At 67.0% G+C, this 13,539-nt stretch carries 10 protein-coding genes; 3 read left to right on the top strand and 7 right to left on the bottom strand.

The window, feature by feature from the left end; translation table 11 throughout:
• The first annotated feature begins 106 nt into the window (after positions 1-106).
• The 3 genes from AB0I35_RS03705 to AB0I35_RS03695 are packed head-to-tail and all read left to right on the top strand — an operon-like array spanning position 107 to position 3,136.
• Complete coding sequence (locus AB0I35_RS03705; RefSeq protein ID WP_357150241.1) at positions 107-1,159, top strand: NAD(P)-dependent alcohol dehydrogenase; 1,053 nt, start codon at positions 107-109, stop codon at positions 1,157-1,159.
• Positions 1,160-1,195: 36 nt separating this feature from the next.
• Positions 1,196-2,395 (top strand): AI-2E family transporter, encoded by a 1,200-nt coding sequence (locus AB0I35_RS03700; protein ID WP_357394030.1) that lies wholly within the window; start codon positions 1,196-1,198, stop codon positions 2,393-2,395.
• A 9-nt stretch (positions 2,396-2,404) separates the two neighbouring features.
• A complete protein-coding gene (locus tag AB0I35_RS03695; RefSeq protein ID WP_357394028.1) occupies positions 2,405-3,136 on the top strand; it encodes a ZIP family metal transporter in 732 nt (243 codons plus the stop codon).
• A gap of 6 nt (positions 3,137-3,142) precedes the next feature.
• Here AB0I35_RS03695 and AB0I35_RS03690 read toward each other — a convergent pair whose 3' ends face one another.
• The 7 genes from AB0I35_RS03690 to aceA form a co-directional block, all read right to left on the bottom strand.
• Positions 3,143-6,265, bottom strand: coding sequence for a DUF87 domain-containing protein (locus AB0I35_RS03690; protein WP_357394026.1), 3,123 nt, complete (start codon positions 6,263-6,265; stop codon positions 3,143-3,145).
• The gene (locus AB0I35_RS03685; protein WP_357394024.1) at positions 6,262-6,855 is read right to left on the bottom strand and encodes a hypothetical protein; all 594 of its coding nucleotides are present in this window, start codon (positions 6,853-6,855) and stop codon (positions 6,262-6,264) included. The genes AB0I35_RS03690 and AB0I35_RS03685 overlap by 4 nt, the downstream gene beginning before the upstream one ends.
• Before the next feature lie 28 nt (positions 6,856-6,883).
• Positions 6,884-7,936: a hypothetical protein gene (locus AB0I35_RS03680; RefSeq protein ID WP_357394022.1), complete on the bottom strand. Its 1,053-nt coding sequence runs from the start codon at positions 7,934-7,936 to the stop codon at positions 6,884-6,886.
• Positions 7,937-7,941: 5 nt separating this feature from the next.
• The gene (locus AB0I35_RS03675; protein WP_357394020.1) at positions 7,942-8,442 is read right to left on the bottom strand and encodes a DUF4365 domain-containing protein; all 501 of its coding nucleotides are present in this window, start codon (positions 8,440-8,442) and stop codon (positions 7,942-7,944) included.
• Between the two features lie 148 nt (positions 8,443-8,590).
• Positions 8,591-10,915 (bottom strand): 5-methyltetrahydropteroyltriglutamate--homocysteine S-methyltransferase, encoded by a 2,325-nt coding sequence (gene metE / locus AB0I35_RS03670; RefSeq protein WP_357394176.1) that lies wholly within the window; start codon positions 10,913-10,915, stop codon positions 8,591-8,593.
• A gap of 220 nt (positions 10,916-11,135) precedes the next feature.
• The gene (locus AB0I35_RS03665) at positions 11,136-12,002 is read right to left on the bottom strand and encodes a 3-hydroxybutyryl-CoA dehydrogenase (protein ID WP_357394018.1); all 867 of its coding nucleotides are present in this window, start codon (positions 12,000-12,002) and stop codon (positions 11,136-11,138) included.
• 194 nt (positions 12,003-12,196) lie between these two features.
• On the bottom strand, positions 12,197-13,486 hold the full coding sequence (gene aceA / locus AB0I35_RS03660; protein WP_067484780.1) for an isocitrate lyase: 1,290 nt from the start codon (positions 13,484-13,486) through the stop codon (positions 12,197-12,199).
• Positions 13,487-13,539: the final 53 nt, after the last annotated feature.

The raw sequence follows: 13,539 nt of genomic DNA, 5'->3' as shown, positions 1-13,539 counted from the left end.
TCTCGCGGGCCGACCCTTTCCATTGTGACCCGGCTCTGGTCCGGCCTGATCGACATCCGCCACGCGGCGGTTGGCAAACCTCGTATGCAGCGGTAGGCATATACCCATGAGCACTGCTGCCGCCTATGCCCTGCCGTCCGCCGACGGTTCCTTCGAGAAGGTCGCGATCGAACGCCGTGCGCTCGGACCCGACGATGTCGCGATCGACATCAAATTCGCGGGCATCTGCCACTCCGACATCCACACCGCCCGCGACGAATGGGGTGGTGCGCGGTACCCGTGCGTGCCGGGGCACGAGATCGCGGGCATCGTCAGCGCGGTCGGGTCGTCGGTGCGCAAGTACCAGGTGGGCGACCGCGTCGGAGTGGGCTGTCTGGTGAATTCGTGCGGCAAGTGCGCACCGTGCCTGGCCGGTGAGGAGCAGTACTGCGCCAAGGGCGCCACCTGGACCTACAACAACCCCGTCCCCGAGGACGTCCAGCCCGGCGGCTACACCATGGGCGGCTACTCCACCCACATCGTCGTCGACGAGAAGTTCGTCGTCGGCATTCCCGAGGGCATCGGCCTCGACGTCGCCGCACCGCTGCTGTGCGCGGGCATCACCCTGTACTCGCCGCTACGCCACTGGGGCGCGGGCCCCGGCAAGAAGGTCGCGATCATCGGCATGGGTGGGCTCGGGCACGTCGGGGTGAAGATCGCCGCCGCGCTCGGCGCCGAGGTGACGGTGCTGAGCCAGTCGCTGCGCAAACGCGACGACGGCCTGCGCATGGGCGCCACCAACTACTACGCCACCAGCGACAAGGAGACCTTCCGCAGGCTGCGCGGCGAGTTCGACCTCATCATCAACACCGTCTCGGCCGATCTGCCCATCGACAACTACCTGCGGCTGCTCGCCCTCGACGGCACCCTGGTGATCCTCGGCCTGCCCGAGAAGCCGATGAGCGTCACCGGCCGCAATCTGGCAGGCTTCCGCCGCTCCCTGTCGGGCTCGATGATCGGCGGTCTCGCGCAGACCCAGGAGATGCTGAATTTCTGCGCCGCGCACGGCATCGGCGCCGAGATCGAGCTCATCTCCGCCGACGACATCGATTCCGCCTACGACCGGGTCGTCGCCAGCGATGTGCAGTACCGCTTCGTGATCGACACCGCGTCCATCTAGGCCGGTCCGGCGCCCACCGCCGGGTACCGTGACGTCGTGGCCGACGACGATACGCGCCCGGACACACCGGCCGCGGTGGGCGCCCTGCCGATCACCTGGACGGTGCGGACCCCGCCCAGCTGGTTCCCGCGCGCCCTGCTCTACACCGCCCTGGCCCTCGTCATCCTGATCGCGGGCTTCTGGGTGCTCGGCAAACTGCAGGGCCTGCTGACCATCCTGCTGGTGTCGCTGTTCCTGGCCTTCGCCATCGAGCCAGCGGTGAATTGGCTTGCCCGGCACGGTATTCCGCGTGGCGCGGGCACCGGTGCGGTGTTCCTCGTCCTACTGGTGGTGATGGTCGCGTTCTTCGGGACCCTCGGCGCCCTGCTCATCGACCAGGTCACCATGCTCGTGCAGGACGCACCCGGCTACATCCAGGACGTGGTCGACTGGATCAACCGCACCTTCGACCAGAACCTGTCCGGCGCCGACCTCACCAAATACGCCACCGAGTGGAGCTCGACCATCGAGGGCTATCTCGTGGGTCTGGCCGGAAACGTCTGGGGCATCGGCACAGTCGCGATCGGTGCGCTGTTCCAGCTGCTCGGGGTCCTGCTGTTCACGTTCTATTTCGCCGCCGACGGACCGCGCTTCCGCACCTGGGTGTGTTCGCTGCTCCCGCCGCGCCAGCAGAAACATGTGTTGCGCGCCTGGGATATCGCGGTGGAGAAGACCGGCGGCTACATCTACTCGCGCGCGCTGCTCGCGCTGTGCTCGGCGATCGCGCACTATGTGGCGCTGCGGGTGTTCGATGTGCCGTCGGCGTTCGCGCTGGCGCTGTGGGTGGGTGTGGTCTCGCAGTTCATCCCGACCGTCGGTACCTATCTCGCCGGTGCCCTTCCGGTGCTGGTCGCGCTGGTGCGCGACCCGATCACCGCGCTGTGGATCCTGCTGTTCATCGTGGCGTATCAGCAGTTCGAGAACTATGTGCTGCAGCCACGGATCACCGCGACCACCCTCGACATGCATCCGGCGGTGGCGTTCGGGGCGGTGATCGCGGGAGCGGCGCTGCTCGGGCCGACCGGTGCGCTGCTCGCCATCCCGGTCACCGCGACCCTGCAAGGTTTCGCCGGGGCCTACGTACGGCGGTATCGGGTGACCGAGGAAGCCGGGCCACCGCCGAAGCAGAAGCGCCGGTGGTTGTCCAGGTCCCGGACGAAGACACCCGTCGAGCCCGACCGATCCGCCGACGAATAGGCCCGCACCATGGCGATTCTGTTGTCTGTGGTCTCCATGCTGTCCACCCTGTTCGGTGGTTACGTCGCCATGCGCATCGGTGACCGCAAGCACCTGGTCCTCGGTCTCGCGGCCGGGGTGATGCTCGGCCTGGTCGCCTTCGACCTGATCCCCGAGGCGCTCGAGCAGTCACCCGACGAGGCGTTCGGTGTGCCGGTGGCGCTGATCGCGGCGGTCTTCGGGTTCATGAGCCTGCACATCATCGAACGTGCGGTCGCCATCCACACCGGCCACGAGGACGAATTCGGTTCACACCACCACGGTTTCGAATCCGTCGGCCTGCTCGCCGCGATGGGCCTGATCTTCCACAGCACCCTCGACGGTTTCGGCATCGGCATCGGCTACCAGGCGGGTGCCACCGTCGGCCTGTCGGTAGCCATCGCGGTCATCTGCCACGACTTCGCCGACGGCTTCAACACGTTCACCATCCCCACCCTCTACGGCCACGCCCGCAAACGCGCCATCACCCTCCTGGCCCTCGACGCCCTCGCCCCGGTAGCAGGCGCCATCCTCGGCACCCTCATCCACGTCCCCGAACAATGGATCGGCCTCTACCTCGGCTACTTCGCCGGCTTCCTCCTCTACCTCGCCACCGCCGACATCCTCCCCGAAGCCCACGCCGAACACCCCTCCCGCCTCACCCTCTTCCTCACCATCCTCGGTGTCGGCGCGATGTTCGTGGTGTCGGCGCTGAGCCATTGAGCCGGACTACGGCTGCTCGCGACCGCGGCGGGCACGCTCGAGCACATCCGTTTCGGTCGGCGGACTCGGCGGATGATGGCTCAAGCACAGCGGTGTGGCCAGCTTGCGGAACGACCGGCCTTCGCTGGCACCGTAGAACTGGCCGGTCTTCAGGTGACCGATATCGTCCACATTCCCACCCCATGTGGCGGCGATACCCTTCGCCGCCTGGATCTGCGCCGCCGTCCCCAACCGCCCGAAGAACTGGATCGCGGTATTGCCGACCACTTTGTTGTCCAGACCTTTCGGTGCCTGGGTGGCGTAGGCGATACCGAGCCCGTACTTGCGTGCCTGCGCGGCGAGCATGAGTGTGCTGGCCGAGGCGGGTGTGCTCTTACCCGAAGGTGCGAGCATCTGCGCCTCGTCGAGCACGAGCAGGGCACCGAGCGGACGGTCACCGGCCGGGTTGGTCTTGAAGTAGGTGAACAGTGCCACCTGCAGCTGGCTGATGAATCTGGCCCGTTGATCGGTGTCGGGCAGACCGACACAGCTGATCACCGACACCCGCGCGCGCTTGCCCGGCGCCGGGGTGAGCAGCACGCCGGGATCCACCGGTTCACCGTCACCGCCGAACAGCGGATCGTTGATCATGGAGACCGTGAGCCCGTCGGCCATTTCGGCCGCGAGCGCGGCCGCGTTGCGGACCCTGCTCACGCCGTCGGGTAGGTCGGACAGCAGGGCGATCAGGCCCTCCAGTTTCGGCTCACCCGACCGGGCGAAATGCAGGAGGGCCTGCAACAGCACCGCGCGTGCCTGTGCCGCCTTGGTTCGCGCGATGCCCGAGCGCGCCAGCAGGTCACCGGCCGCCACCTCCACCGCGGTGCGCAGTTCGTCGGGATCCGCACGCACGGCCGCGAAGTCCGGGAGCGGGTTCAGGATCAGTGGCCGTCCGGCCTGACGACGTGGCGTCCACACGACGACATCGGTCTCGGTCAGGTACTGCGCCGCCTTCTCGGCATCACCGGGCCCCCAACCGGCCGGGGGTTGCTCCCACGCATCACCGAGCCGTGAGAGGTCGTTGTTGACGTCGAGCACGATGGCCGAAACACCGTGCAGAGCAACCTCTTCGACCAGCCGCCGGAGCAGGACGGTCTTTCCTGAACCGCTGCTCGCGAACAAGACGAGGTGTTTGCGCAGGAGGTCGAGCGGAATGCTGAAGGTGGCGTCGTCGGTGAGTCCCCGCCCGAGAACGATCGTCGGCCCGTCGGTTCGAGAGTCGTCCGTGGCAATGTCCGGACCGCTGTCGACGGCCGTTGAAGCCGACTGGGCGGCGGGAGGTTCGGATTCACCCGGCCGGGATCGCGTCGGCCCGTCGACCGGTTCGGGTAGGTCACCGAAGATCCGCCGGAACAGCTGCGTCTGCCCGGCGGGCGCGCGCTGCACCAGCCAGGCGTCGAATCCGGGCTTCGGGTCCTCGATCAGCTGCTGCAACGCGGTGAAGGTGCGCAGATCGTCCTGGCCGATCGGCAGGGTCGTTCCGTTGGCGGCCTGCAGGTCGTCCAGCATCGCACGGGTTTTCGGCCCGTTGGAGTACGGGATGTTGCGCAGGATCGTCAGATGACGCAGATCGTTGGTCTCCTCGATCCCGGATTCGATGACGGCCGAACGCATCCGGGACTGCACAGCCAGGTGGTGCGTGTGCGCGATCGCCCGGAAACTCCAATGCTCCTGTACCTCGAGCACCGGGTCGATCGTGCGGCGCAGCCGAGCGTGGACCGCGCGGCCCGTGGAGGTCGCGTCGTCGATGCGGAGGTCGTCGCGGGCGGCCCGTTCCAGGACGAAGCACTGCAGGGCCGCATTGAGCAACCCGACCATGAGTTCGTCCTCCCTGGCCGGGTCGAGCGGCGCCGTGATGTCGGCTGCGGCTCGCAGGGCGGCGAACTGCGCGTCGAACACGCTCGGGTCGGCGAGTGCCGCGGGAACTTTCGGTCCCGAATCTGAATCCAACACGGCGAAGTCGTCCAGTTCACGGAGTTGTTCGTCGGCGAGACAGGTCCGCACGTGCTCGGCCACCGATTGCAGCAGCTTGCGCGGGGTGGAGCGAGCCACGTCGTCGGTGTCGAAGGCGGCGGGCCGAATCGGCCAGGTCGGATAGGGCGGTGTGAAGTCGACCTCGTCGTACTGGACCGCGAGGTGCCCGGCGACAACCGCCGCCGCCACCTCGGCGCCGGGTAGCGCGGTGTCCAGATACAGTTCGGTGAACCGGTCGGCCGACGAGGTCAGCCCCTGATCCTTCAAACGCTGCCAGGTGGAGGGGATGCAGGCGGCGACGATGATGGTGCGCACCGTCTCCTCCCGCAGCTTCATCAAACTGTCCGCGTGATGGGCCACCCGGATGCCGCCCGCTGCCGACTCCGCGAGCACGGCATCGATCTGGTCGAGTGCGATCACCACCGGCCCCGCCGCGGCGAACAGGCGGATCAGATCGTGGAATATGAGCTGCGCGTTGCGCTGTGCGCGGCGGAAACCCCACTGCTCGGCGATGTCCGGTTCCAGCGGTTCCCGGAGTACGAGGAAGCTGTCGCCGATATCGCGTAGCAAGCCGCCCGCCCGGAACAGCACGAGCGCCCGCAGGGTGTCGCGGCATTCGTAGGCCAATTGCGGCTCGGGGCCGGACAGGTCGTCCAGGAATCGTTCGAGGTCCTCGGGTTTCGGCCGCATCGGGCCCGCGATCCGCGCGACATGTTCGGGATCGCACCCAGCCCGCCGGGCCAGGGCGATCAGCAGCCTGCGCAATTGACCGCCGTCGGCTCCGGTCAGCCGATTGGTGACGCCGTGGACGGCACCGTCCCAGAACGATTCGCCATCGATCAGCTTGGGCATGAAGAAATAGCCCTCGCGCTCGTGGACATACTGACGAATCCAGCCGAGCAGGTGGGTCTTCCCGACGCCGGGATCACCGTTGACGATGAACCCGGTGGGTGAGATCTCCGGCCGGTCCTCGGCCAGTTCGATCGCCCGGGCGATCTCGGCGGACGCCCGGCGATGCAGGTCCTCGACGTGGTGAGTCTGGGGGCGCCAGATCGAATCCGGGCCGAGTGCGGTGCTGAACTGCACCCGCGCCAGAGCACGGCGCTGCTGCTCGTTCAACGCCCGGCCTCGACGGTGAGCAGGTGGCGCGCGGTTCCACCGAGTACCACGGCGGCGGCGTGATCGTCTTCGGTCAGTGTCTTGCGATCGGCTTCCGCGCGCACGTGCACGCCGTCGCGATCGGCCAGTGCTGTCATCGCGCGCGTGAAATCCTCGGGCGGAATGTGTGGCAGATCGTTGCGCAGGTCGGCGATCCGGATCTGGTCCGGTTTACCCTTGGTGAGCTCGGCGTACTTGCGCAGGATCTGGCCGGGCACGTCGGGCTGGAAGATGTCGGTCAGCTGCCGGCCGCTGTCGTCCAGGTGACGGTGCAGCCCGGCCAGGACCGCGTACAGCGCACCACCGAACGACCCCGATTTGGCAGGCCGGGGACCGGTGAGCTCGCGGGCACACCACTGCACTCCTTCTTCGGTGAGCTCGTGCACGAGCGCGCGCCCGACCTTCTCACTGACAACCAGCCCCATATCGTTGAGTCGGCGCCGCGGCGCACCGTCCAGCGTCACGCCCGCCACTGAGAAGAGTTCGGCGTTGGTGAGTTCGCGCGCTTCCGCGAGCAGCGTCAGCAGCACCGCGAGTTCGCGTGGGCTCATCTGATCCGACAATGTTCGATCCGTTCTCTCACGATTCGTCGCCGTCGACGACGAAGAATCCGTTTTCGGACACCTGCAGATCCCGTTTGCCGACGAAGATCCCGCTTACACGGACTCTCGTGCCGGAACTGTGCGCGGCGAGCGCTCGGGCATACTCCTGCGCGGTACGCAGGCGCACGGTGATGCGGCGCTGCCGACCGGTGCTCGCCCCGTCGACCCGGAGTGTCCCTCGCACAACGGCTTTGAGGGCAGCATCGTTGTCGACACCGACAACGGTCCCGTCGACCACAGCCTCGATCTCGGCCACATCCGGGTCGGGGACCATGTCCGGCGGTGGTGACGACGCCACCGCGACGTTCAGCATCCGCCCCAACCCTTCGACTGTCGTACGCGGGAACTCGACGACGACATCCGGTCGTGGGACCTGACGTGACCAGTGAAAACTCAGGGCGAAACGCATCGGATGCTGCTCAGCCGATCCGAGCGCACCGAAAGCGTCGATCGTGTCGTGGCGGATTTCGTCGCTCCACCCGTGCCGACCGCCGGCGGCCTCGCGCACGGTCGCGGCGACATCGAGCAGCCGGACCGCCGAGGTGCGGCCCAGCCGTGAGCCGGGTCCGCCGAGAAATACGTCGAACCCGAAAGAGTCGCGGTGCGGCAATAGCGTGGTGGCGGCCAGCAGCTGGGCAACGGCATATCTGCGCATAGACCACGCCGTGATCTCCCGCTCGGCAGCCTGATCGACACAGGTCGCCAGCAACGAGCGCAGCGCGGCGAGCGCGGCGGCGCCGGTCTCGAGCGAGATCTCGTCACCGTCGTGGCCCGCACGGTAGCCGATCACATCGACTCCACCCGAGACGATGTCGCGCACAACGATGTCCAGCGGCCGTTGCTCGAAATCCGCCACGCACAAGGCCAGTTCACGCATCCGTATGCCGTAGTCGACCACGCCGCCATCGGGCACGAGCACTTCGAAGTCGCCGTTCGACCACACGGTGCCACCACCCCACGGCTCGCGCGGCGTCCAACCCTGGGCTCGCAGATACCCGGTCACCTCCTCGTGCCGGGGCATGGTCGGCATCGCGGCTACCGTGGCGTTCCGGCGACGAGAGCGTGCAGCGCCTCGGCATCGAGAATATTGCCGAGCGGAATATGCACCGCCACGGTGTGTTTGGTGTCGTCGACAGCGAACCGGGTGCGATCACGCAGCGACAGGAAGTATCCGCAGTGGCGCAGCGTCATCGCACCGGTTACGGCATCGGCGAAATGATCGGCCGTCCGCGGCACGTGGATGGCGAACAGATACCGAGGTGTCGCGAAGTGCGGACCGGCGAGCTGGTTGAACTGTTTGTGGGTCAAGCCGGGAAAGACCAGGTGTCCCCGCTGGAACCGTGGCCTCGAAACCGTTTTCACCTGCACCGATATCTGTGGCGAAAACCCGTACGGAGTCTTGCCGGGCTTCTTGATCGTCAGGTCGACACCATCGACATCGACGCTGTCGGTCGACCAGACCAAGCCGGCCGCCGAGGCGAGTACCCGAACGTAGTCCTCGCCGAACGCACCTTGATGATTGTTCGGATCCAGCACCGCGCCCCTCCTGGACCCAACCCGACACTGCCGAGGGCGAACTCTAGCCGCTGGAACCTCGGATGCGCTGCCGTTCAGAAATTTCGGTACCGAGCGCGGATATGGCGAAGGGGCACACCGGATTCGGTGTGCCCCTTCGGTTCAGGCGCTACTTCGCGACGGCCTGTTCGGCCTGCGTGGCCAACGCCCGGCGCCGCACGCGACGGGCCGCGGCGACCATGTTGCGCAGCGACGGATCGAGCTGCCAGTAGTGGCGGGTTTTCAGCCCACCGTCAGGGTTGGCCCACAGCCGTTGCGGGGTAACCGCATCGGCCGCTTGGGTGAGGAGTTCGTCGAGTTCGTCGATGTCGGGGATGCGGGCCGAGCGGCTCTCGTAGACGCCGGGGCCGACGCCGTGGCTGAGGCCGTGGCCGGTGGCGACGTCCTCGGTGAGGGCCTGCATGACCCATTCGATCGAGCGGGTCGCGACGATCGCGGTGACGTCGGCGTCGAGTTGTTCGATCGCGTCGACCACCTCGTTGCGGCTGGAATAGCCGATGTGGGTGTGGATCTGGGTGTCGGGACGAACGCCGGAGGTGGCGAGTTTGAACGCGCCGACCGCCCAGCGCAGGTACTCCTCGCGACCCTGCGGGCGCGCGGGCAGCAGCTCGCGGATGGCGGGTTCGTCGACCTGGATGATGGCGATGCCCGCCTTCTCCAGGTCGACCACCTCGTCGCGGATCGCGAGCGCCACCTGGTCGGCCGTCTCGTAGAGCGGCTGATCCTGGCGCACGAACGAGCGCGCGAGCATGGTGACGGGCCCGGTGACCATGCCCTTCACCGGCTTGTCGGTCAACGACTGGGCGTAGGTGGTCCAGTCCACCGACATCGGCGCGGGCCGGGCAACGTCGCCGTAGATGATCGGCGGCCGCACGCAGCGCGAGCCGTACACCTGAACCCAGCCGAAGCGGGTGGTCGCCATGCCGTCGAGCTGTTCGGCGAAGAACTGGATCATGTCGTTGCGTTCGTGCTCACCGTGCACGAACACGTCGAGACCGATGTCCTCCTGCAACCGGATCGTCGCCTCGATCTCGGCTTCGACCTGCTTGCGGTAGTCCTGCTCGGACAACCGGCCCGCAGCGACTTCGTGACGCGCCTGCCGCAACCGGCTGCTCTGCGGGAACGACCCGAGTGTGGTGGCCGGGACCAAGGGCAGGTTCAGCCGTTCCTGCTGGGCGACGGCCCGCTCGGCATAGGGCACCCGTTCGCGCATGTCCGGCGTGATCGCGTAGACCCGCTGCCGCACGGCGTGCTTCTGCTTGAAGTGCACCGAGGTGGGACGCTTGCGCCACTTCTCCGACGGGCCCTCGGTGAGCGCCTTGGCCAGCGAGACGACCTCGCCCACCTTCTGTTTGGCGAAGGCGAGCCGGTCGGCGACATTGCCCTCGATGTCGTATTCGGCGAGCACGTCGTAGGGCACGTGCAGCAGCGTGGTGCCGGTCGACACCACCAGATCGGGGCAGACCTCGGCGATGGAGTTCAGGTAGTTCAGCGTCACGTAACGGTCGGCGCGCCACACATTGGTGCCGCTGATGACACCGGCGTAGATCCGCTTGCGGCGGATACCGGGGATCTCGGCGAGCTCCTCGGGCGTCATCCGGTAGGACGCCAGGTCGAGCCCGATGGCCTCCACGTTGCTGGCCGCCAGGATTCGCAGCGCCTCACCGAAATCACCGTACTGGCCGGTGACCAGGATGCGCGGGCGCAGCGGCGCCTTCGACAACCGCTGATACGTCTTCTCGAACGCCGCGAGCGCCGCGTCGGACTGCTCCCCCGTGAAGCACGGTTCGTCGAGCTGCACACAGGTCGACCCGCGCTTGGCGAGCAGTTCGAACAGTTCCTCGTAGAACGGCAGCAGCTTGTCGAGCAGGCTCAGCGTGTCGAACTCCGCTTCGCCGGGCACCTGGCCGGCCTTGGACAGCAGCAGCAACGACACCGGCCCGAGCACCACCGGGCGCAGTTCGATCCCGCGCGCCATCGCCCGGTCCCATTCGTCGAGCAGGGCGTCGGGGTGCAGCGAGAACGTGGAGTCGGCGTCGAGTTCGGGCTGACGGTAGTGGTAGTTGGTGCCGAAGAAACGCACCAGCTCCAGTGGCGGCAGATCCGGGTTACCGCGCGCCATCAGGAAGTAGAAGTCCAGCGGGTGCAGGCCCTCCTGATGCGGCTTGAACCGCGACGGCACCGCACCGAACAGCAGCGCGTTGTCGAGGATGTGGTCGTAGAAGGAGAAGGTGTTGCCCGGCACCTGGGTGAGCCCGGTGGCGGCCAGCTCGTCGAATTGACGCTCCTGGATGTCCCGGCCTACCGCGAGCAGCTCCTCCCGCTCGAGCGACCCACGCCAGTACGACTCCAGCGCGCGCTTGAGTTCCCGGTGCGGACCGATCCGCGGATATCCGAGAACGCTCGACCCGAATCCATCGGTGACGTTGACCATGAACGGGACATCCCTTTCCATCACCTGCGTGGTCGCCCGGCAACCGGGCGCCGCGCAATTACTGCGCTCGACGAGTAGCCGGTTCGCGCGTGCACGAACGGCCTACAGCAGCTTAAGCCGAGCGGTCGGCAGTGCGCCGTTCCCCCTGCGAACACCCCTGGAAACACCGACGGCCACCTTCGTCTCGTCGGGGAGGAAGGCGGCCGTCGGTGCGTGGAACCTAGTTTCCGTACTGGTAGAAACCGGCGCCGGTCTTCTTACCGAGCAAACCTGCTTCCACCATGCGCATGAGCAGCGGCGGCGCGGAGTACAGCGGCTCCTTGAACTCGGCGTACATCGAGTCCGCGATCGACTTCACCGTGTCGAGCCCGACGAGGTCGGTCAACGCCAGCGGCCCCATCGGATGCGCACACCCGAGCACCATGGCCTTGTCGACGTCTTCCTTGGTGGCGAACCCGGACTCGACCATCCGAATAGCCGAAAGCAGGTACGGAACCAGCAGCGCGTTGACCACGAACCCGGAGCGGTCGGCCGACCGGACAACCTGCTTGCCCAGGATATCGGCGGCAAACGCCTCGGCCCGCCGAGCAACCGGCTCGCTGGTCTTGAGCGTGGTGACCAGCTCCACCAGCGGCAGCACCGGCACCGGGTTGAAGAAGTGCAGACCCACCACGCGCTCAGGATTGGCGGTGGCGACAGCGATCTTCATGATCGGGATGGAGGAGGTGTTGGAGGCGAGCACGGCGTCGGGGTCGGTGACGACCTTGTCCAGCTCGCTGAAGATGGCCGTCTTGACCTCTTCGTTCTCGACAACGGCCTCGACGACCAGCTGACGGTCGGCGAAGTCACTGAGGTCGGAGGTGAAGCGCAGCCGCCAGGCGGCCTGTTCACGCTCGCGCTCGGTGATCTTGCCGCTGCTGACGCCACGATCGAGCGAGCGCAGGATGCGCGCACGACCGGCGGCGGCCAGTTCACGGGTGGTTTCGTAGACGAGGACGTCGACGTGCGCGCGTGCGCACACTTCCGCGATACCCGCGCCCATCTGTCCGGCGCCGATGATGCCGACGCGCTGAATCTTGTCGCTCACGTCCCACTCCTGTGTCTAATTGCGGCTGGCGCCGCGGGTTTTGGCCCTAAACCCCAAAACCGGACAGTGGTTTCGCTCCACCATATAGTTTCGGCCCCACCATATAGGGATGCCCTCCCCTGCCGGGGCTGATCGGCAGGGGAGGGCGTACACCCCTACTGGTGTAGAGGAAATCCGTTGCTACTCAAAGCAACTCAGTGGAACTGACCCTCTTCGGTCGAGCCCTTGAGAGCCGCGGTCGAGGTGTTGGGGTCAACGGTGGTGGCGATGGTGTCGAAGTAGCCGGCACCGACCTCACGCTGGTGCTTGATGGCGGTGAAGCCACGCTCGGCGGCGGCCTTGAACTCGCGCTCCTGCAGGTCGACGAACGCGGTCATGCCCTCGCGAGCGTAGCCGTGCGCCAGGTCGAACATGCCGTAGTTGAGCGAGTGGAAGCCGGCCAGGGTGATGAACTGGAACTTGAAGCCCATCGCGCCGAGCTCACGCTGGAACTTCGCGATGGTCGCGTCGTCCAGGTGCGCCTTCCAGTTGAACGAAGGCGAGCAGTTGTAGGCCAGCAGCTGGTCGGGGAACTCGCTGCGAACCGACTCGGCGAACTTGCGCGCGACCTCGAGGTCCGGCACGCCGGTCTCCATCCAGATGAGGTCGGCGTAGGGGGCGTAGGCCTTGGCACGCGCGATGCAGGGCTCGATGCCGTTCTTCACACCGAAGAAGCCCTCGGCGGTGCGGGTGCCGTCCAGGAACTCGCGGTCGCGCTCGTCCACATCGGAGGTGATGAGGGTGGCGGCCTCGGCGTCGGTGCGGGCGATGATCACCGACGGCACGTCGGCGACGTCGGCGGCCAGACGCGCGGAGGTCAGGGTGCGGATGTGCTGCTGGGTGGGGATCAGCACCTTGCCACCGAGGTGGCCGCACTTCTTCTCCGAGGCGAGCTGGTCTTCCCAGTGCACGCCCGCGGCGCCGGCCGCGATCATGGCCTTCTGCAGCTCGTAGGCGTTCAGGGCGCCACCGAAGCCGGCCTCGGCGTCGGCGACGATCGGGGCCAGCCAGTTCTTGACCGAGGTGTCACCCTCGACCTTGGCGATCTCGTCGGCGCGCAGCAGCGCGTTGTTGATGCGACGGACCACCGAGGGGACCGAGTTCGCCGGGTACAGCGACTGGTCGGGGTAGGTGTGGCCGGACAGGTTCGCGTCACCGGCGACCTGCCAACCCGACAGGTAGATGGCCTTCAGGCCGGCGCGAACCTGCTGCACGGCCTGGTTGCCGGTGAGGGCGCCGAGGGAGTTGATGTAGTCCTCGTTGTTCACGAGGTCCCACAGGATCTCCGAACCACGACGGGCGAGGGTGTGCTCCTCGACAACAGTGCCCTGCAGCTTGGAAACCTGCTCGGCGGTGTAGTTGCGGGTAATGCCCTTCCAGCGCGGGTTGGTGTCCCAATCCTGCTGGATTTCCGCAGCGGTCTTCGGGGTGCCGGCAGTCGACATCTCTGACTCCACTTCCTCGGTGTGGTCGGTGCTCCGCGCTGTCCGGCCGTTCA

It is taken from the genome of Nocardia sp. NPDC050378 (assembly GCF_040655675.1).
In the GTDB taxonomy this organism is placed as follows: Bacteria; Actinomycetota; Actinomycetes; order Mycobacteriales; family Mycobacteriaceae; genus Nocardia; species Nocardia coubleae.
This window is presented reverse-complemented; position numbering and strand designations above follow the sequence as displayed.